Source organism: Mesorhizobium sp. B2-4-13 (assembly GCF_006658535.1).
Lineage (GTDB): Bacteria > Pseudomonadota > Alphaproteobacteria > Rhizobiales > Rhizobiaceae > Mesorhizobium > Mesorhizobium australicum.
The window spans coordinates 65,118-83,511 of sequence record NZ_VFVB01000016.1 but is presented as its reverse complement, the minus strand read 5'-3'; the positions used below and the strand labels follow the sequence as shown (position 1 = coordinate 83,511).

At 59.7% G+C, this 18,394-nt stretch carries 21 protein-coding genes and 1 pseudogene; 9 read left to right on the top strand and 13 right to left on the bottom strand.

The features are described 5' to 3' along the window. Nucleotide 1: 1 nt before the first annotated feature. The 5 genes from FJ936_RS29555 to FJ936_RS29535 form a co-directional block, all read right to left on the bottom strand. Nucleotides 2-787, bottom strand: a complete 786-nt coding sequence (locus FJ936_RS29555) for a hypothetical protein (RefSeq protein WP_140792077.1) — start codon at nucleotides 785-787, stop codon at nucleotides 2-4. Next, nucleotides 774-1,307, bottom strand: a complete 534-nt coding sequence (locus FJ936_RS29550) for a sigma-70 family RNA polymerase sigma factor (RefSeq protein ID WP_140792079.1) — start codon at nucleotides 1,305-1,307, stop codon at nucleotides 774-776. The genes FJ936_RS29555 and FJ936_RS29550 overlap by 14 nt, the downstream gene beginning before the upstream one ends. Nucleotides 1,308-2,245: 938 nt before the next feature. After that, complete coding sequence (locus FJ936_RS29545) at nucleotides 2,246-2,734, bottom strand: hypothetical protein (RefSeq protein ID WP_141907420.1); 489 nt, start codon at nucleotides 2,732-2,734, stop codon at nucleotides 2,246-2,248. A 258-nt stretch (nucleotides 2,735-2,992) separates the two neighbouring features. Further along, nucleotides 2,993-3,550 carry an SH3 domain-containing protein gene (locus FJ936_RS31220; RefSeq protein ID WP_140792118.1) on the bottom strand — a complete coding sequence of 186 codons (558 nt, stop codon included), beginning with the start codon at nucleotides 3,548-3,550 and terminating at the stop codon, nucleotides 2,993-2,995. A 263-nt stretch (nucleotides 3,551-3,813) separates the two neighbouring features. Then, on the bottom strand, nucleotides 3,814-4,221 hold the full coding sequence (locus FJ936_RS29535; protein WP_140792120.1) for a hypothetical protein: 408 nt from the start codon (nucleotides 4,219-4,221) through the stop codon (nucleotides 3,814-3,816). Nucleotides 4,222-5,272: 1,051 nt separating this feature from the next. On the opposite strand from FJ936_RS29535, the gene FJ936_RS29530 reads away from it, so the two are divergent. Continuing rightward, complete coding sequence (locus FJ936_RS29530) at nucleotides 5,273-5,674, top strand: BA14K family protein (RefSeq protein ID WP_246680607.1); 402 nt, start codon at nucleotides 5,273-5,275, stop codon at nucleotides 5,672-5,674. A 34-nt stretch (nucleotides 5,675-5,708) separates the two neighbouring features. On the opposite strand, the gene FJ936_RS29525 is transcribed toward FJ936_RS29530, so the two are convergent. Next, entirely contained in the window at nucleotides 5,709-6,158 is a 450-nt protein-coding gene (locus FJ936_RS29525) for a cupin domain-containing protein (protein WP_140792124.1), read from the bottom strand. Nucleotides 6,159-6,316: 158 nt separating this feature from the next. Between FJ936_RS29525 and FJ936_RS30670 the strand changes: the two genes are divergently transcribed. Both FJ936_RS30670 and FJ936_RS29520 read left to right on the top strand, forming a co-directional pair. Further along, on the top strand, nucleotides 6,317-6,574 hold the full coding sequence (locus FJ936_RS30670; protein ID WP_181763204.1) for a hypothetical protein: 258 nt from the start codon (nucleotides 6,317-6,319) through the stop codon (nucleotides 6,572-6,574). Further along, nucleotides 6,547-7,440 (top strand): LuxR C-terminal-related transcriptional regulator, encoded by an 894-nt coding sequence (locus FJ936_RS29520; RefSeq protein ID WP_141907419.1) that lies wholly within the window; start codon nucleotides 6,547-6,549, stop codon nucleotides 7,438-7,440. Before FJ936_RS30670 ends, FJ936_RS29520 begins: the two co-directional genes overlap by 28 nt. A 258-nt stretch (nucleotides 7,441-7,698) precedes the next feature. Here FJ936_RS29520 and FJ936_RS29515 read toward each other — a convergent pair whose 3' ends face one another. Next, the gene (locus FJ936_RS29515; protein ID WP_140792130.1) at nucleotides 7,699-8,160 is read right to left on the bottom strand and encodes a cupin domain-containing protein; all 462 of its coding nucleotides are present in this window, start codon (nucleotides 8,158-8,160) and stop codon (nucleotides 7,699-7,701) included. Nucleotides 8,161-8,265: 105 nt separating this feature from the next. On the opposite strand from FJ936_RS29515, the gene FJ936_RS29510 reads away from it, so the two are divergent. Further along, nucleotides 8,266-9,828 carry a winged helix-turn-helix domain-containing protein gene (locus tag FJ936_RS29510; RefSeq protein WP_140792132.1) on the top strand — a complete coding sequence of 521 codons (1,563 nt, stop codon included), beginning with the start codon at nucleotides 8,266-8,268 and terminating at the stop codon, nucleotides 9,826-9,828. Nucleotides 9,829-10,466: 638 nt separating this feature from the next. Here the strand turns inward: FJ936_RS29510 and FJ936_RS29505 are convergent. Beyond that, the gene (locus FJ936_RS29505) at nucleotides 10,467-11,213 is read right to left on the bottom strand and encodes a DUF4239 domain-containing protein (protein ID WP_140792134.1); all 747 of its coding nucleotides are present in this window, start codon (nucleotides 11,211-11,213) and stop codon (nucleotides 10,467-10,469) included. Nucleotides 11,214-11,591: 378 nt separating this feature from the next. Between FJ936_RS29505 and FJ936_RS29500 the strand changes: the two genes are divergently transcribed. Next, complete coding sequence (locus FJ936_RS29500) at nucleotides 11,592-12,149, top strand: cysteine hydrolase family protein (RefSeq protein WP_141907418.1); 558 nt, start codon at nucleotides 11,592-11,594, stop codon at nucleotides 12,147-12,149. A 125-nt stretch (nucleotides 12,150-12,274) separates the two neighbouring features. On the opposite strand, the gene FJ936_RS31100 is transcribed toward FJ936_RS29500, so the two are convergent. Both FJ936_RS31100 and FJ936_RS29495 read right to left on the bottom strand, forming a co-directional pair. Beyond that, nucleotides 12,275-12,568, bottom strand: coding sequence for a BBE domain-containing protein (locus FJ936_RS31100; RefSeq protein ID WP_246680601.1), 294 nt, complete (start codon nucleotides 12,566-12,568; stop codon nucleotides 12,275-12,277). 97 nt (nucleotides 12,569-12,665) lie between these two features. Then, complete coding sequence (locus FJ936_RS29495) at nucleotides 12,666-13,664, bottom strand: FAD-dependent oxidoreductase (RefSeq protein ID WP_246680600.1); 999 nt, start codon at nucleotides 13,662-13,664, stop codon at nucleotides 12,666-12,668. 111 nt (nucleotides 13,665-13,775) lie between these two features. On the opposite strand from FJ936_RS29495, the gene FJ936_RS29490 reads away from it, so the two are divergent. Beyond that, the gene (locus FJ936_RS29490) at nucleotides 13,776-14,684 is read left to right on the top strand and encodes a LysR substrate-binding domain-containing protein (RefSeq protein ID WP_140792140.1); all 909 of its coding nucleotides are present in this window, start codon (nucleotides 13,776-13,778) and stop codon (nucleotides 14,682-14,684) included. A gap of 402 nt (nucleotides 14,685-15,086) precedes the next feature. Here the strand turns inward: FJ936_RS29490 and FJ936_RS31095 are convergent, their stop codons facing one another. Further along, a complete protein-coding gene (locus tag FJ936_RS31095) occupies nucleotides 15,087-15,890 on the bottom strand; it encodes a hypothetical protein (protein WP_246680599.1) in 804 nt (267 codons plus the stop codon). A 165-nt stretch (nucleotides 15,891-16,055) separates the two neighbouring features. Beyond that, nucleotides 16,056-16,586: a winged helix-turn-helix domain-containing protein gene (locus FJ936_RS31090; RefSeq protein ID WP_246680598.1), complete on the bottom strand. Its 531-nt coding sequence runs from the start codon at nucleotides 16,584-16,586 to the stop codon at nucleotides 16,056-16,058. Nucleotides 16,587-16,705: 119 nt separating this feature from the next. Here FJ936_RS31090 and FJ936_RS29480 point away from each other — a divergent pair, with 119 nt between their 5' ends. Both FJ936_RS29480 and FJ936_RS31085 read left to right on the top strand, forming a co-directional pair. Beyond that, entirely contained in the window at nucleotides 16,706-16,963 is a 258-nt protein-coding gene (locus tag FJ936_RS29480; protein ID WP_140792142.1) for a hypothetical protein, read from the top strand. 268 nt (nucleotides 16,964-17,231) lie between these two features. Beyond that, nucleotides 17,232-17,422, top strand: a pseudogene (locus FJ936_RS31085) (hypothetical protein); the annotation flags it as partial. Here FJ936_RS31085 and FJ936_RS30665 read toward each other — a convergent pair. Beyond that, the gene (locus FJ936_RS30665; RefSeq protein ID WP_181171421.1) at nucleotides 17,369-17,512 is read right to left on the bottom strand and encodes a hypothetical protein; all 144 of its coding nucleotides are present in this window, start codon (nucleotides 17,510-17,512) and stop codon (nucleotides 17,369-17,371) included. The pseudogene FJ936_RS31085 and the gene FJ936_RS30665 overlap by 54 nt on opposite strands. 252 nt (nucleotides 17,513-17,764) lie before the next feature. Between FJ936_RS30665 and FJ936_RS29470 the strand changes: the two genes are divergently transcribed. Continuing rightward, nucleotides 17,765-18,205 carry a hypothetical protein gene (locus tag FJ936_RS29470; RefSeq protein WP_246680597.1) on the top strand — a complete coding sequence of 147 codons (441 nt, stop codon included), beginning with the start codon at nucleotides 17,765-17,767 and terminating at the stop codon, nucleotides 18,203-18,205. Nucleotides 18,206-18,394: the final 189 nt, after the last annotated feature.

Below are 18,394 nucleotides of genomic sequence, written 5' to 3'. Positions count from 1 at the left end.
CTTAACCTCTGACCTTGGGGGCGACATTCCTGCGGCTAGCCACTTCGATTTCCTTTGCTTCCTTCTCTAGGCGATCCGGCGTGGCAGAACCCATCAGCGCATATGCCGTGCCACCTGACTGCCAGTACACGGTGGGCACTCGACCGTCAGTGGCCGGAGTTGGGGGGACGGCGTCTTCCCCGTTCATGGGAACTGCCACCAGCGTAATGCGGCCGACGCTTGGGGTATCCGCCGTCACAACCAGGCTCTGCTTCCCGTTCCAGGGTTGAACCTGAACGTCCTTCACCTGCCAAACAGTCGGAAGAGCGGGCATGCTTATGTTTACCGCTCCGATCAGCCGTTCGATCTTATCCTGCTTCGGCTCGCTGCCCTTCTCAGGGCCGGCATTGAGCTGGGCGACCCGTAAGGCGTCCCGCGCGGCGAGAATGAAAGTTTCATCCGCCTTTTGACCGCCTTGGCGAAGCGGCTCGGTCAACGAATTGGCTGACCAGCCCAAGAAGACCAGCGCCGCCGCAGCCAGCTGCAATTTGAACACGGCAAATACTTTCCTTCGTCGGAAGGCGTTCTCCAACTCCCGGGCCCTGTCCAGGCTTGCTCGAGGGGGAAACAGGCGCTGGGGCTGTAGATTGCGCAACGCTTCCATGCGCTGTGCTTGTGCGAATACCTCCGCCGCTGCTTCGGGCTCGCGGGCAAGACGCGCCTGGAGTTCAGACCTCCGGGACGGCAACAGCTCGCCGTCAAGAAACCGGTTTATCTCCTCTTCGGAAATTCGGTCACTTGGCCACATCACGGCCTCCCACTATCTTCAATTGAGCACGTGCGGCGTCGTTCGTCTTTTCCATATTGAGTTTCAGGGCAATCCGGCCGCGGCTCAGACGAGACATCACTGTTCCCACGGGAACCCCAAGCACCGCGGCAGCATCCGAATAGGTGAAGCCTAAGACGGCGACCAAATGAAGCACTTCGGCTTGGTCAGACGGTACTCCCTCTAGCGCCCGTTGAACGTTGGAGAGCTCCGCGCAGTGTTCTTGTGATGGCATCAGCAACGGGTCGCATTGTTGGGCATAAGCGGCCAAGCGACGGCGCTCAGCATCAGCTCGGACAGCGCTGGTGAAAAATGTGTTCCGCACGATCGTGATCAACCACGGCATAAGCGGGCGCGACGCGTCGTAGGTGCGCGACAACCCGAGTGCCCGAACAAGCGCCTCCTGCACCAGGTCATCCGCGTCGGTGTCATTTTTTGTGAGCACCCTGCTGTAGCGCCACAGGTCCTCCAAGTGTGGAGTGACGTCGAAGTTCACCTTCATGGCCCTATATACTGACTGGGAGCCGAAACTATTCCAACCCACTCGACTACAATTTGCTTGGCTGCCGGTCTGATCCTGCCGATGGGATCAAATCGTCGCCTGGGACTGGATCCATCAACCGTGTTTCCAGCCACTCGCTCTCTCAATGAGATAATCGCGACTGACATTCATCTGGCTCGCCAGAGTTGCCAGCCCATCTACAGTTTTTGGCGCCAGTGGCACACCTAGCGGATTCCGCAACATAAAGGCTGCGCAAGGTCCGAGCGCTGCAATCCGCTACTTCGTGGCCGGCCGTGTCATTCCTGGCGCCAGACAGTGGATGATCCTTTCGACGAGGGAGGCCCAGCAGTGAAAGGACAACCAAGGAGGGCCTGCTGGGCCTGACAGGCGAGGGGCGACTAGCTTGCCTGTCTTGGAATATACCGGACAGCACCGGAAACTATTCCAGGGCCGCCGGATTTTTGCCCGCCCATGCCGAGACGGATCACAGCTGTATCTCCTTCTCGGGGGACGAAGAGATCGGCGCGGGCGTTAAAGAGATTAACGCCCCGACACCTTCAAGCGTCGTGCTTGGCATCGGGAGTGAATGGGTGCCGCCAAGCTGGATGATCACCAGCTCAGGCCGCTCTATCTGAGGCTGCGGGCAAACCAAGGCCGATGTCTGCAAGAGGCAAGCGAGAATGACCGGAACTAACAATCGGATCGGACGGACCGGTGCGAAAACCTCTTGCTGCCAGCAAAAGCAGGACAACTGCGAGCGCGACCAACGTGATCACGATAGCAGTTTTGAAAATCTCTCTCATGCCTTCCCGTTCAAGATGGTGAGAGTGAGCCTGCTGACATGAGCGGTGGCTCCCAGTCGATGTCGAGGCCATGAAGGCCTCTCACCAACCCGGTCTTTGACGAGGTCAGCAGCACAAGCAGGGCCATTGGAATTTCTATTTGCACGCGCTACTCGCCTGCAATGCGGCGCTCAATCCCATCAGGGAATATGCGTACTGGGTTTGGGTGCCCCTCCAAGACGTGGCGAAAAGCTTCATGTTGCTCCCGGCCCGCATGGCACTGACCATTGACCGATCCTCATTGGCGTTCTGAAGCCAGGCATTGTTGTCCTGCGTGAACATCGAGAAGCGCTGGTCTGCGATCACCACATGGATGTCTGACCCTGGCTTGAGCCGATACCCCATGATTGCGTCGGGCTGTTCCTCGACCGGTGTGCGCGAGACCGTTGTGAAATTTTCGCCATGATCGATACCGGCCGGCAGTTTGGAAACGGGGACACTCAAGACATAGCACCTTGTCTTGTCAGCGCGATAAGAATAGACGCCCCAAGCGCCGTGCTGCGAGAGGAGTCTTGGGGCAGCCTGCACCCAAGTGATGGAAACTAATAAACATGCGACGCCCGCTCCAACTGATTTGATGCCCATTATTCCTTCAGCTTAGCAGCGCCATAGAGTCCCCGAAGGGTTTTCGCCTGGCAAAATCGGCTTTCGGCTCCACTTGGTGATTGGAGGCTCGTGACCCCGTCAGCTTGCCATCACCACGATTCACGAAATGGTGAGTGGAAGGCTCCGGCCCGGAACAGACAGCACGTTGTCCACAAGATAGGGGGTCGCTCAACAATCCGTCCTCTGGAATGCTTGCCTGTGATCGTCTGCAAAGCCACTCGACCCGCGTGGGCCACTTCAAAGCACCTCGCCGGGATAGACGCCCCACATACTCGTCTGCCTGATGAAGCCGGATTTGGGCCCTAGTCCAACAGCACACCATTGTCCGTCGCATCGGGTCAGTTCTACCCGCACGCAAGGCTGCAGCCAGGCAACAACCGAACTTCCAGTGGACGGTTTGTCGCGCAGGGCAACGTTGTCCTTGGCCCAGGGCGCGACAACGCCCGCCCTGCGGCCTGACAGAAGCGCTCCATAAATCCATCCGCTGGTTCCGTCCCAGTCTCTGACCCGTCGCCAATTGTCATACTGTTGATAGACTTCCAGCGGCATTCCCGGGCGCATAAGGACCCATTCAACTTGGTACCCCATGCCAGGTCCGACACAAAGGTTGGCTGATGAGGCTCTAAGCGTGGCAAAGCGAGGCAGAACAAGAAGATTAGCCTTGGGGTGGAGTCCAGTCGCCGTTGCGGATCCTGCGAGCGATGCAGCTATCAGAATGAACCGGGCAAGAGAGATAGACCAGTGATGCCCGGCTTTGCTGAGGACCTTCGGGCCGAGATTCGCCGTCGCTTTCATGCAATCTGCCACGGAATGTGGAAAGGCAATCTCGCATAGCCACAAACGAGAGCGTTGATTGCCGGACGCCGTCCTATGCTCTTGTAGAAGCCCGACTGAGCTTTGAGGCGAGGTGGATTCCAATGCCGCGAGAAGATGCACAATTCGTCGTTCAGGTAGCGTCTGGCTCGGGCCACCGCACTTCAAGTCACCACGGGTCTCAGGTCAGGGCTTACGGGTTGCGACATACGCCTGTTGAGGTTCTCGCCAGCAGACGTATGGCATCAGCCCTTCGTCTGATCCTCAGACACAGTGCTCGTCGGAATCGCGTCCAACGCGACCAGTTTTTCCGCGCACAGATCGGCGGCGCCCGGTGCATCCTTTTTTATTCCGGCGAATTTGACCCACCCACCGTCAGTAATGAAACCATCCCTCTGGTAGGAAGACGTTTCCTTCAGCTTGGCCAGATTTTGGCTCGCGTCGGATGCCGTGATAAACTTTTGGACACACAGATTGGCGGCCAGTTCTGCCCTGGCTTTTATGGCGGAGGTCTTGGCGATTTCCGCCGCCGTTCCTGCCAAGGTCCAGCCGCCGGCAGTGAATCCGATGATCATGGTGAGGACCACGGCGCCTACCAGTGACCAGAACCAGAGCGTCTTGGAAGGCCGATATTCTTCGAAGGGTTGCGACATTTCCTGGTTCTCCGTTTTGTTTGTTCTCTGTGGACTGGGCCAACCCCGGGTCCTCATAAGCTTACTGCTGGCTGTCCAGCAGGTGGAGGGGTGGGGCATTTCACCGGCAGAGCTTCCGATTTGTCTGATGCACAATATACTTAGCAATCGCGGAATTTATTCCACGCCGGGCACATGTTTCCGAAGGCAAGCGCTACAGCCCTTGCCCTCAAGACGCGGATGGGCCTAGTGATCTGATAATAAGAACCTTTGCAAATCCCCGGCCTGGCGCGTCTGGCGGTCAGCAGGGAGATACCGATTCGCTCGAACTCCCAACTATCCGTGGCCGGCCGCAGTGGATTGACGAGACCCTGACTTGCGCTTCGGCGCGCAATGTTCAAGCTGCCCGAACAAACTGCTTCAGCTCCCTTCAAAACGCGAGCAAGGAAAGTGCCCGCCGCGGCACATTCCCGAACAGCCTTTCAGGATGGAATAGTTTCCCGGCATGCTCAGTAGATGGGGTGCGAGTAAGTTTCGATGTGCCTCGAGGCCATCGGCGGCCGCAAGGAGTGGTAGCGCGGGCTAAGTCTTGGGTAGCCAGCGCTTTGCGCTTAGGGAGGAGCGCCTTCCTATCAGCCCAGCGGCTGTTCCCTGGCCGCTGGGCCGGTCCGCATTTGTGAACAGATCGGCAGTCTTGACCATGGATACATTGCTTGAAAGCAGAAGATATTACCCGTCTATTTGCCCAGTCTGCGCGGGAACGGCACTCGAAGCCGATCTCCTGACGCAGCTGTGCGAATTTCAGTGCGGCTTTTGCGGGGCCTACGAAATCACTGGCGCCGCGCGCTCCGTAATGAAAGGCATCTCCCAGGAGTACAGGGAGTTGTGGCTGTCTCAGGCCCGAGACCGGGCTGTGGGTTCGCGGCACATCCCTCTCCTGGCTTGTATCAACGAAGAACCGGAGACGGCAGGCCGTCGTTGACACAGGGGAATGCTGCCGAGAAGTCCAACGCGCGAGCTCACGGCGGTTGCAATCCATCAACCAATGGAGACTTCAATGAAAAGATATTCGATGATGCGTAGCATGCTAGCAATTGTAGTTGCCTTGGGAACCGTCGTTCCGGCCAGTGCTGTGCCGGCGTTTGTTCCAAAGGTCCAGTCCGCTTCCTCGGACGTGGTCCCTGTTCGGTACGATCGAAATCGCCTGATGTTTAGAAGAAATCACGGGTACTGGCGTGGTCATCGGGGCTACAGACATCACCGTCCCGGATATCGGCGACATAACGGCTGGTGGTTTCCTCCGGCAGCATTTGCGTTGGGCGCCATTATTGGAGGCGCCATGAGTCAGCCGCACGTGGTCGGCAATCGACACATCCGCTGGTGCTATGATCACTATCGCTCATACAGGGCATCCGACAATACATTCCAGCCATATCACGGTCCGCGCCGGCAATGCCGATCGCCCTACGACTAAGCCGTCCATAGGCTTCGCCAGTTGCCCAGTTTGGCTATGGCTCAGCGATCGTAAAGGGTGGCCCGGTAATCTCCATATCGAACTGGGCCGCAATCTCCTTGATAGCCGCTAGGTCGCGGGGAATCTCCAGTCCCTGCACGGCAACCGCCGGGAAAAAACTTTCGAGACCACCCGGGGACAGAATGGCGATCCATCGCGCAGGCTCGATGACGACGAACGTGTGTTCAACGCCAGCGGGGATGTAGAATATTTCTCCGTCGGTACGTTCGGAAATTTCCCCCGAGCACCAGAAGCGCAGCCGCCCTTGGAGAATGACGAAGAGTTCGCCGGACTGGAGATGGCGGTGGCGCGGCGGTCCGTCCCCCGGGCCAGCAGCGGATGCAAATGCCCCGAGCTTGCCGCCGGTCTCGCGTATCGTCAGAAGCGTTTCGTAATGCGTACCGTTCCAATCGGTTCGAGTACCAGGTGCTGCCCACGTTTGCATCGTCGCCACATGCGGTTGGAGTGAAGCTTGACGGCGTCACGAAAGCTACATTCAGACCCTAGGCCGTCGCCTCGTATGAACATATGAGATGCGGCGAGGAGTGCTTGTCAGCAAAGCCGCCTTCCGGCAAACTGTAAACCCCTTCAGGCGAGGGAGCGGTGAATCCGGCACGCATGCACGACTTCGACGGCATGGTTGGGCAGATCTACGATGCGGCGGTCGAACCTGGCCGCTGGCGGCAAGTTCTCGAGACGCTGTCGGATTTCCTCGAGGGCGCCGCCACCAAGCTGACGTTTCAGAACGCAAGGACGTTGCACAGTGAGGCGAACTCGGTTCGCATGCCGCCGGAGGCGGACCTCAGCTTGCGCAGTACTACTACAAGACCAATGTGTTCCTGCCGCGCATCGCCAGGCTGAGCGCCGGCACGCTGATCCCGATTTGGGACCTCCTGCCGCGCGAGGTGTACCAGCGCTCGGAATTCTATAACGACTTCTGCCGGCCCGGCGACATGTGCCACTCGATCGGAGTGGTGTTGGCCAACGAGCCGGACGTGCGCGTCGTGTTCACCTGCGGACGGGCCGACGCGACAGGAGAGTTCGGCCCCGAGCACCTTGATCGGCTGCGCCGTATCGGGCCGCATCTGGTCCGGGCGGCGGGCGTGGGACTGCGGCTCTCGCGTGCTGAGATCGTCAGGAGTGCCAATGTCGAGGCGCTCCACCGCATCGCCCAGGGCGTGCTGATCGTGGCGGCGAACTGCGAGATCCTGTTCGCCAACCGGGCCGCCGAAGCGTTACTCACCCAGGCTGACGGGATCAGGATCGAGAAATCGTCGCTGCACGCGACCAGCCCTGCGCATGCCGTGCAGCTTCGCCGGTTGATTGCCACGGCCGCAGACCGGTCGGAGGCAGCGGGCGGCGATATAGCGCTCACGCGCCCGGCGCCGCGCCGGCCCCTGAGCGTGCTGGTGGCGCCGCTCAAGATCGAATTGACGTGGTTCGTGCCCGGCCGCCCAGCCGCGATCGTGTTCGTGGCCGATCCGGACAGCGCGCCGCGCACCCTGCAGGGCCAGTTGCGCGATCTCTACCGGCTAACCCCGGCCGAGGCGGCCGTGGCCACTGCGGTCGCCCGTGGTGAAGGGCTGCAGGCCGTTGCAGACGAAGTCGGCATCAGCCTGACCACGGTGCGCACCCACCTGCAGCACGTCTTCGAAAAGACTGAGACGCGGCGACAGGCAGAACTGGTGCGCCTCATCGCCGCCAGTGGGTTCTACGAGCGACACTAGCTGCACCGAAGCGAGGCTTGGCCCAAGCTGGTAGCAGAGCCTTCTGCAACTCGACGATTAGCACTAACGCCGATCCAAGGTTCTGATCCTCACTGTCCCTCTGCAGACCGGCCGGTCTGCTTTCGGGCTCCAATCAGCCGAAGCGTATCCTCACCATGGAGAGAGGGGCCGACCCTATCAGAAGGACTCGTTTGGGGTAGTTTCCCGCCGCACGCTCTGGCCGCGGGTTATGTCTGGACGGCTTTTCGCCAAGCGTGCTTACGCGCGCGTTGTCAAAGTTGAGAGCTGATTGGTGTCGTAGCGGTTTCGCAATTCGGCAAGCGCTTTTGGATTTGGCGCACCCTGTGCCGTCAGTTTGGCGAGTTCCTCGAAATAATGCTCATGTCCGGGCGGCGAGACGGTCATCAGGACACGAGCCGGACTTTCACTGATATTGGTGATGTTGTGCGGCACCCCCGGCGGGATGAACAGATAAGTTCCGGGCATTGCGCGAATCGTCCTATCGCCGACATGCCACTCACACTCGCCCTCAAGCAGGTAAAAAGTCTCTTCCTGCACTCGGTGAACGTGCAGCCCAGTGGCGAAACCCGCCGGAATCGTCCAATCGAACATGCTCGTGTGTTTGGAATTTTCGGCGGTGACGAGGAAAACCATAGGGTGCCCACGTAGCATGACGCCCTTCTTCTCATCAGGCATGCGAACAACGGTTTCGGCGCTCATTTGATCCTCCACCTAAGTGCTTACCATTGCAAGCACCTGTCCAAGATCTGCGGTTCGCGCCGGAAAGTGGTGAATTTCTTACCAAATATCTGCTAAAATCGTCGAATGACAGTGGGGAGCGACTTCTACCAGTTTGGCCCGTTCCGCCTCGATGCGCAGGTGGGCCTTCTATACCACGGGACCGAGCCGACGATGCTTGGGCAGCGTGCCGTGGCGTTGCTGTGCCGGCTGCTTGATCACGCCGGCGTACCGGTGTCCAAGGATGCGCTGGTCGAGGCCGCCTGGGGCGGATTGGCGGTCGCCGATAACAATCTAACGGTGCAAATCGCATCCCTGCGCCGGGTGCTGGCGGAGACAGGAGATGCCAAGCCCTGGATCGAAACGCTTCCGCGCCGCGGCTATAGGTATGTCGGACCGGCCGTTGCCACAAATGCTCCTGACGCTTCAGCGGCCGCCCGGGCCATATCCGCACCGATATTACCTGACAAACCGTCCATCGCCGTTCTGCCATTCTCGAACCTGAGCCACGATCCGGAGCAGGAGTACTTCTCCGATGGGATGGTCGACGACATCATTACTGGTCTCGCGCGCATCAACTGGCTTTTCGTCATAGCGCGGAATTCCACCTTTACTTACAAGGGACGCGCCGTGGATGTGAAGCAGGTGGGCGGCGAGCTTGGCGTGCGCTATGTACTCGAAGGCAGCGTGCGGAAGGCCAGCGATAGGGTGCGCGTGATCGGCCAGATGATTGACGCTTCGACCGGCATGCACGTTTGGGCAGAGCGCTACGACCGAAGTTCCCGCGATGTTTTTGCGCTCCAAGACGAGATCGCGCTGTCCATAGTGGGCGCGATTGCGCCGAGCTTGCGGAAAGCGGAAATCGAACGTGTCAGGCGGAAGCGCCCTGATAGTCTCGACGCCTATGATCTCGTTCTGCAAGCCCAGCCCGACGTCGATTCAGGTATGCCGGAGCAGGTAGCCAGAGCTTTGATGCTTCTTGAGCGCGCGGTTGCGCTCGAACCCACCTATGCGCTTGCACATGGCAATGCTGCGATGTGCCACCACTGCTTGTTCCTTCGCGCCGGCCTGCAGGAGGCCAACCGTGCTGCTTCGATCCGCCACGCCCGATCGGCCATTGTCCATGGACAGGACGATGCACTTGCCCTTACGTGGGCCGGCTTTTCGATAGGCATGGATGCGCACGATCGCGCCGCTGCGTTCACGGCATTGGAAGCTGCCCTCGGCATCAGCCCGTCATCGGCGCTGACCTACATACTTGGCAGCGTCGTTCTCGGATGGGCAGGCGAAGCCGAACGCGCCTTAGAATGGAGTGAGCAGGGTATGCGGCTCAGCCCCTTCGATTCCTGGGCCTGGGCCGCATTCGATGCGCAAGCAATGAGTCACCTGCTGCGCGGCCATTACGAAGAAGCTTGTCACGCAGCCTATAAATCGGTTCAAGCCAATTCGGCACATAGCATCACTTATGTGCAATTGGCCGCTGCGCTAGCCAAACTTGGCCGGCTGGACGAAGCGAGGGCCGCCGCCGCGCGTGTCCGTGAACTGCATCCAATGTTTCGCTACAGTCGACAGTTCGCCGCGGTTAACTGTGCCCCGGCGCTCGCGGACTGCCTTGGTCACGCGCTAAATATTGCCGGCCTGCCGGAATAGCGTGCATGGATTCTGCACGTCTTCATATTCACCGACTCGCGCCATCATTCATCATCTTGGAGGGCTGCGGCTCAGGCGGCGATGTCGGGCCCGGACAAATCGGTCTGCTTCTGAAAATTTATCCCCAGGAACTGGAAGGTCTATGCTCGTCCCCACTCAAGTCCGACAATTAACCCCGGAACGAACGGTAAGTTTCGGGCAGTGACAGCATAGCGCCAAACGGCGAGGAAGAGGCGACTGAGAACGGTAGCCTACCGCGGAGCGTTCCACATAGACGCACCGTCCGGACACGGCGCCGAAGCGGACTTCCGCTGCAATGCCAGCATTGCGCCTAAATCGGGACAACGAGCAGAGCACGGCGCATCAGAGGAGCGCATTTGGCCGCGTCGCGGCAACCGCAATGGGAACCAGCGGCTCCTGGAAATTTTGCGTCAGCTGGACTTCGAGCATAAAGCGCCGGCGCAGAGCGAAGTTGGCCAACGCCGCCTCAAGCTGTCGGATGTTTCGCTAACCAGACGAACCGCTGGCGCGCCTGAACGCGGCAACGGGAGGCTGGTTTACTGAACTTTGGCCGACTAATAAGCCGAGCCTTGATCAGAAACCGGCCGCATCGCTGTTTACGATCGATGGAGAATTTCCTAACCGGTCCGAGCCAGCATCGCCTGCAAAGCGCTCCGCATGCTCCCGCTGGATATGCTGAAAAATCCCCCGTAGGGCTGACTAAGGTCTGCGATAACGAACATAACGCTGCTGAGTGAGATCGCGCTTAGAAGCATAAGGGTCAATGTCAGTTTCGTTCGTGGAGCGATGAGACCGTGGCAGGCGAAAATGATCATCAGCCAGACGATCAGAATTCCGTAGAAGGGCTGCAGCAATTCACTGCGCGCGGCTTCGATCACGCTGAGACGGGCCGTAGAGACTTTATCATATCGGGCACGGCACATCGCTGCGATAGCCGTGTGTTGCGGATCGGCTGGCATGAGTTCGTTCACCTGGAGACCGATCTTGTTCATCAGCTCTTCAAGTTCCGGTGTGGCGCCCACAACAGGCATACGCGACGGATCAGGGTAGGAAACACCGGTAGGCTGAGCCTCGTTCGGCCAAGTGCTCGCAATAACGGCAGCGATGTAACCTGCTAGGTCGACGCGAATGCGGGCGGCGTCAGTTCCGTAGTCATGTAGGCACGCATCCATGAGGTCAAGCTGCAGGGCATATTGCTGCCGGTCGAGGGCCGAATTGTCGTAGGCCTGCTTCACCGACGCGGTGAGAAGACCGAGAACAACCGCCGCAAAGGTCGCAAGCAAACCTACGGTTAACTGCATCAGCAGCGTGGCTTCCGGAGTCTGGTGCTGCGCGGGAAGCCAACCCCGGATAAGGATGCCCAAGCCTGCTCCAACGCATAGCAGCAGAAAGACCACTATTGCTGAAAACACCTCTATCACATTGCGCCTCCATCGACTGTCCAATCCGCCCGCGATCACCGTACCTTCGTCTTTGTCGCGCGTAACCTCTCATCCTGCCACAGGACCCAAGGTGATATAGCCGGTCCCGCCCGCTGCCGTTCCACTCCGGTACGTGAGGGTAAAGTCGTCGAGCGTATGCCGGCCGGCGCCATGCTGAACCGTTGCGGGCATCGGCCATTCTCGAAGACGCGTTTCGAAAATTCGATGTCGGTCTCATGCCGCCGTGGGCGGGCCATCCTTTTAGTTGGCTTTACCTCGGTGGAGTACTCTCTTCTCACATGGCTTTCGGGAGAATGTTTAATGACTACAGCACTCATGATCATCGATGTGCAACACGGGATCCTCGCGAATCTGGTCGATGGCGGTCGGCAGGTCGTTATCCACCGCGAACTCGAAGCCGTTGCGGCCCGGCTTGGCCGCTTGAAACTCGCTGCGGAGGCGGCTGGCGTACCGGTCGTCGTCGTTCAGCACGACGGGGACGCAGGGCACCGCCTCGAAGTTGGGTCGCCGGGCTGGCAGCTGCGCGAGGAGGTGTCCGCGATCCAGGACACCATCCTCATTCGCAAGCGGAGCTGCGATGCCTTCCACAACACCGATTTAGCCTACCGGCTTCGAGAGCTCGAGGTTGACCGCCTGGTTATCGGTGGCTGCATGACTCAATTCTGTGTTGACACGACCACGCGCCGCGCCGTCTCGGAGGGATTTGATGTGACGCTCGTCCGAGATGGGCACACTACGGCGGATTTCGGTTCCCTCTTGGCCGAGCAGATCGTCGATCACCATAATCGGGTGCTTTCGGGGTTCGACGCAGGTCTGAAGAAAGTAGGCCTTCTGCATGCAGATGAGATACGCTTTTGACGATTTGGCGCTGATGTGTGGCGCCGACGCTCTGGAATTGAAACTCCATTGCGGTGCGGGCGGCAAACAGGACAGCAAGGATCACCCAGCGACTGCGCGCGGCTTCCCCAACAAATATTCGGAATTTATGCAGGCCTAATATTCTGGTTCAACCGGAAGAAGTTGGTCGGGTCGTACTGCTTCTTGATGGCGGCGAGACGCGCATAATTTCCGCCGTACGCTTCGCGTACGCGCTCGTCACCCTCATCACCAAGATTGTTGGCATAGACACCGCCGGTAGAGAATGGCCTGACGGCATTCCACAAATCGCGCGCCCAACGCATATTTGCCTCGTCATCGGCCGGATCGTCCCAGATGGCGACGGGAAAACAGTCAAGCGCCGCATCGCGATTGCCGTAGGGTGAGTGCGATGCACGCACGCGAGCGATCGCGCCGCCGACCTGCTGGAAAACCAGCAGGGAGTAGCGATTGGGAGCTCTTGCGTAAGTGTGCAGCAGCGCGTCAATCGCACCATCACTAATCTCCCGCAGGAACTGCGCTTTCCAGTAATAGCGTCGTCCGCGTGGAAAGAGGCTGTCGCCGGCCGATTGAATCTGAAGATAAGGAAACGGCTTGAAGTCGGCTTTCGATGGGAGATCCGAACTTCATCAGCGGTGCGATGACGGGTTCGCCCGCTTCGGGTGATCCGATATAGCAAGCCGAGATGCTGAACGCGAAGTCGCCCGAGGGCAGCGTGACAAGTGCTGCGTCGACGCTCGCCTCGTCCGGAGCGTCACGGGAGAATTCGTGGTAAAACCGCATGGCCTCCCGCGCTTGATCGTAGGCGTACAGCACCGACCCCACCAGAAGAGCCGGGCCAAGCGCGTGTAGCCGGTATTCGAACGCCGTAACTATGCCGAAATTGCCGCCGCCGCCACGCAAGGCCCAGAACAGCTCGGGATGCTCGCCGGCGCTGGTTTGCAACAGTCGTCCGTCGGCCGTGACGATCTCAGCCGCGATCAAATTGTCGCAGCTCAGACCGTGCTTTCGTCCGAGCTTGCCGAAGCCTCCGCCAAGCGTGAGACCGGCAATACCGGTGTCGCTGTTGACACCCATGGTCGTCGCAAGACCGAAGGCTTGTGTGGCTGCGTCGAACTCGCCGAGGTTCACACCGGCTTCGGCTCTGGCGATGCGGCGCTCAGGATCGACGACAATCTTCTTCATGCGGGAAAGATCGATCACCATCCCATAGTCGCAGACGGACAACCCGGCGACGTTATGGCCGCCGCTGCGAATTGCGACGAGAAAGCCATGTGACCTGGCAAATGCCACGGCATGCACGACATCTTCAGGAGTAGCGCAATAGACGATTGCCGCAGGGCGTTTGTCGATGGCTCCGTTCCAAACCGCGCGCGCTTGGTCGTAGCCGGGGTCTCCCGGCAAGATCACATCGCCCAGTAGGCCCTTCCGTAGCTGTTCCATCGCCGTACTCGAAAGATGGGATGGTTCCAACGGCACATCGGTCTGTCGTGGCATCTCCGTTCCGCCGCCCTCGTTCCAAGAGGATTAGGGTCGCACAGGGTCCACCCTTCTGCAAAAGCGAAATTCTTAGCTGCTAGATGAGGGGAATTCATCTAGACTGACGGCATGACAAACGGCCCGCCTCTACGCGCTTTACACGCCTTCGAGGCGGCCGCTCGGCACGGCAGCTTCAAGGCGGCAGCGGTGGAACTCGGCGTGGTGCCGACAGCGATCAGCCACCAAGTCCGCCTGTTGGAAGAGATATGCGGTCGCAAGCTGTTCCAGCGCCGACCGCGCCCGCTCGTGCTGACGAGCGCGGGAGCGCGACTGTTTCCTATCCTCCGCAACGGCTTTGATCTGCTCGCCGGCTCCCTTGCCGCAGTCGCCGAGACGGATCCTCAAGCACCATTGCGGGTGACAAGCCCGAATGCTTTCGCGAGCCGATGGCTGGTTCCTAGGCTCGAGAAGTGGCGAGAGGCCAACCCGGCGGCAGTGCCGCTGGAGATCATCGGGACGGACACAGTTCTCGACCTGCGCGCCGGCGCCGCGGATGTGGCGATCCGCTACACACGAAGCCCGCCTTTGGGCCTCGCGGCGCAAGAGATCTGCCGCGATTCCTTCTTTCCCGTTTGCAGCCCCCGTTTGCTGGCAGGCGATAAGCGGGAAATTAAGCGTGCCGCCGATCTCCTGCGTTATCCGTTGATCCATTTTGACTGGATGAACCGGGATCCGGAGGCCCCCACCTGGCGCCGATGGCTAGCGACGGCCCGTTCAATAGACCCGGAGCTAACTGCCGACAAAGCCTGGGATTTGAGTTTCCGCGAGGAACTGCATGCGATAGATGCGGTTGTGGCCGGGCAAGGAATAGCGATCTGTAGTGACGTCGTGGTCGGTCGTGAACTGGACAACGGCACGCTCGTCAAAGCGCATCCATTGTCCTTGCCGGGCTACAGTTTCTATGTCGTATGGATGCAGCACAGTCCGCGATCCGCCGTGATAGAGTCGTTTCTGGCGTGGATGAGAACCGTCGCATGATACTGGCGGACCGGGTGGGCAGCGCGACTTTGTGATCTGACCCGGGCGAGCAGCACCCATTGCCTGAGGGGGCCCCGGGCAGAGCGGGGAGCCTATGCCTCAATCGCCGACATAAGGCGCGGGAAGCGAACCTTGCCTACGTTTGCCTGAGGAGGCTGGCACTCGCGGGGCGGTCCGCTTCGCGCCCTCATCTCGGACGTTCGGCAAACTTTACCTCGCTCGAAAGCGACGGTCTGCCCAACGCAACATGAGTGCGTTGCTCGACGATGGGCCTGATCCAGCAATGACCCCGCATGTCGGGTTCCAACATGGAGGTTCTCATGTCGATGATCATTGCCGAAGTCCTTCTTACTGCTCACATGCATCCAAATGCAGCTATGAGTTTCTCGGACCGATTGAATCCTAGAAAAAGCCGGCCTTTCTGAAACCGGAGAGGAAGAGCTCGAAGGATGACGGGTCTGCGAAGGGAAGGTGGGCAAGGTAGCCAAGCGAGAGGTCCGGTTGCCGGCTCAGTGTGGCCTCGACTGCGACATGCGCGTTTTCCATCTCGCCCAGATGTGCGTAGGCCGCCGCAAGAAAGGCATGGATGAAGAACTGGTCGCCGGCCTTCCGATAAGCGTCGATGGCCTCGGCATATCGGCCGAGCCGGAAGAGCGCGCTGCCCTTCACCTCCCAGAACCAGACCGGGGGCAATGGGTCGAGCAGTATGGCCCTTTCGAGGACCGCCAAGGACTGCTGCGGCTGGCCGCCGTAGTTGAGCCAGCTTGCATAGTCTCCGGCAATGTTGACGTCGTGCGGATTGAGCGTCCGGGCCTGCTGGAAATACAGTCCGGCATCCCCATGCTGGCGCATATGTACAAGCACGAGACCCATGCTCTGGTTGCAGATGCCGTCATTCCGGTCGAGCAGGAGCGCCGTGCGCGCAGACTGCAAGGCACTTTGCAGCGTACCAGGATCGCGGTCGTACCAGAAGCGCGCAACCAGGCACTGCGCCAGATAGGCATGAGCTTGAGCAAAAGCCGGATCGAGTTCGGCGCTCCGGGCGAACATGGATTTGCCCTTGTCCATTTCATACTGATGGTAGTGCGCGCGACCCTGCAAGTAGTAGTCGTAGGCGGCCCAATCGGCCGGCGGCGTTCGCCGCGAGCGGGTAGTCGCATCTGCCTCGGCGGCGCCTTGGACAGTTGAAGCCACGAGGGCCGCCACCTCCTCCTGAACCGAAAAGATGTCCTCGAGCGCTCGGTCGTAGCGTTGAGCCCACAAATGGAAGTCGCTGGCGCCGTCGATCAGTTGCGCCGTGATCCGGATGCGGTCCCCGAGCCGTCGCGCGCTGCCCTCGACGAGGTAGCGCGCGCCGAGTTGCCGGTGGACTTATGCGGGGTCCGGCGCTGGCCCACGAAACTGAAAAGATGAATTGCGCGCGATCACCAAGAGCGACCGGTATCGAGCAAGTTCAGTGATGATATCTTCGGTGATGCCGTCGCTCAGATATTGTTGGTCCTGATCGCCGCTCAAATTGGCGAAGGGCAGCACCGCAATGGCGGGTTTGCCGGATGGCGCGATCGGTCGCTGCACTGAACCTTCCACGCGCTCGACAGGCGCGGTGAAGCGGTAGCCGACGCGAGGCACGGTGGCGATCCAATCGCCACCTTGGCCGGTAGGGCCGAGCGCCTTCCTCAGCGTCGCAATCTGGACGGTGAGATTGCTTTCCTCGACCGCCAGGCCCGGCCAGGCAGCTTCCATCAGCTCGGCCTTGGTCAGGATGTCGCCGGGCCGGGCCGCAAGTGCGGCGAGCAGCGTGATGCCGCGATGCCCGATGGAGATCGGTATGTCCTGCCGCAGGAGCGTCCCCTTCTCAGGGTCGAGCACGAACGGACCAAAGGTAAGGTGAACCCGTTGCATCGCGCCATATTAGACGTTTCGGAATTTTTCGGAACAGTTTCGGCCGCGCTTTAGTACGCAACTCCGCTCATCCGCTACAGTAACGTCATCGTTAGCAGCACCAAGAAAGGATGAGCCAAATGAGCACGCAGCTTTTTCTTACCTCAAGATTATGCCAGTCTTTCTGGAGCGAACAGCCGACGTGGACGACTGGACCGGCATCGGTCTGGGCGAGACTCATCGCCCTGCGCGGCCTGGTCGCGGTCTGGCGCGAGCGCATGTACTATCGCGAGGAGCTGAAGCGACTGGCCGAAGATGGGCCTCAGCGGATCGACGACGTCGGTCTTACCCTGGCTGCCGTCGAGGCGGATCTTCAAAAGCCGTTCTGGCAGGCGTGATTTGGATCCATAGCTGTGAACTATTATCTGCCTGACTAGCAAAGTACTTGCGGACTTCAAACTCGGGGTGCCGCACTCGAAAGTGGTTTGGAGAATCCGCGATGGGGGTGATGGCGGCCATTTCGCTTGCATCGGCTAACGTCTGCTCCGCTATTATCGTCACATTGAAGGGCCCAGTCCGCACGCGACCCGCCGCAGTTAGCTCCATCTAGTTACCCTCCCGGCCAATCAAGGCCGAGGAGAAATGAGATGGGTCACTCTCACTATCATGCTGCAGCTTCTGACCGCCGCCTGGAAGGCGGGAAAGACCGTCGGAAGAAACGCCCTTTGACACTGAAGCAGATATGGTCAATCCGCTTCTTCTTGGATCGAGAAGGGAGGGTTCGCGATTGCGCTCTTTTTGATCTAGCCGTCGACAGCAGGCTTCGTGGCTGTGATCTGGTTAAGATCAAGACGGGAGACTTCGAGCCCGATAAGCGCGGCGATGAGACCACATTCGACGGGCGCACCAGAACCGCCGCGGATGAACTTATCAATGTGCTTCTGCATGTTTCATTTCTAGTTTCTCCTCATGGCATAGGCACCGACATTTGCCGCTCCGTTAGGTTCGTCTACCTCTTACACTGCAGCGCTTTTCAGCAGCCGGATCTTTCGTCGATCGTAAGAAATTTAATGATCGCTTTGAGACTTCGGAAGCCTTCTTCTGAATTAAGCCTTCCTGCTCCGCACCCGAGACGCTCGGCGGCTCTTTGCTATTGACACAGTCAACTTGCGGCTGGTGCAAAGCAACAGGAGAGTGTCATGAATTCTTTCGTGAAAACCTTCGCCAACATTCTTGCAAGCAGCGCAGTCATGCTTTCATTGTCGCTTCCGGCAACGGCTGCTGGTGGCATCGGCGTCGGTGCTGGTTCCTCGGTCGGCGGCGGCGGCATCAATGCCGGAGCTGGTGCATCGATCGGCGGCATCGGCGCTGGGGATGGCACGTCGATTGGCGGCGCTGGTGGCGTAAACGCGGGTGCTGGAGCCAAAGCCGGTGGCTCCAGCGGCGTCGGCTTAGTGCCAATGTTGGTGGGACGGGCGGCATCAACGCCGGGCGTGGCGCCAATGTCGGCGGGACAGGCGGTGTCGGCGCGGGCGTGGCCATTGGAAACGAAACGGATCCCAGCAATCCGTCGAACCCGAGCACCCTCTCGAGCGCCAACATTCGGGGTGCAGTGGCTCAGATGTCAGGCTCGCAGGTAACGCGCATGAAGCGGTGCACCGACGTCCTCAGCGATGAGGGGACTTATGACCGGGACCTGCGCCAGCTCTGCCTGGTGATAGCACGCCGCCGAGGCTGAAGGGGAACCAGCCGTGAGGTTTTGGCCGCACTCTCCTGGCCTCCGGCCGGTCGGAAAGCCCGCCGTCCAGGCGAGCTTTCTGTTGCCGTTT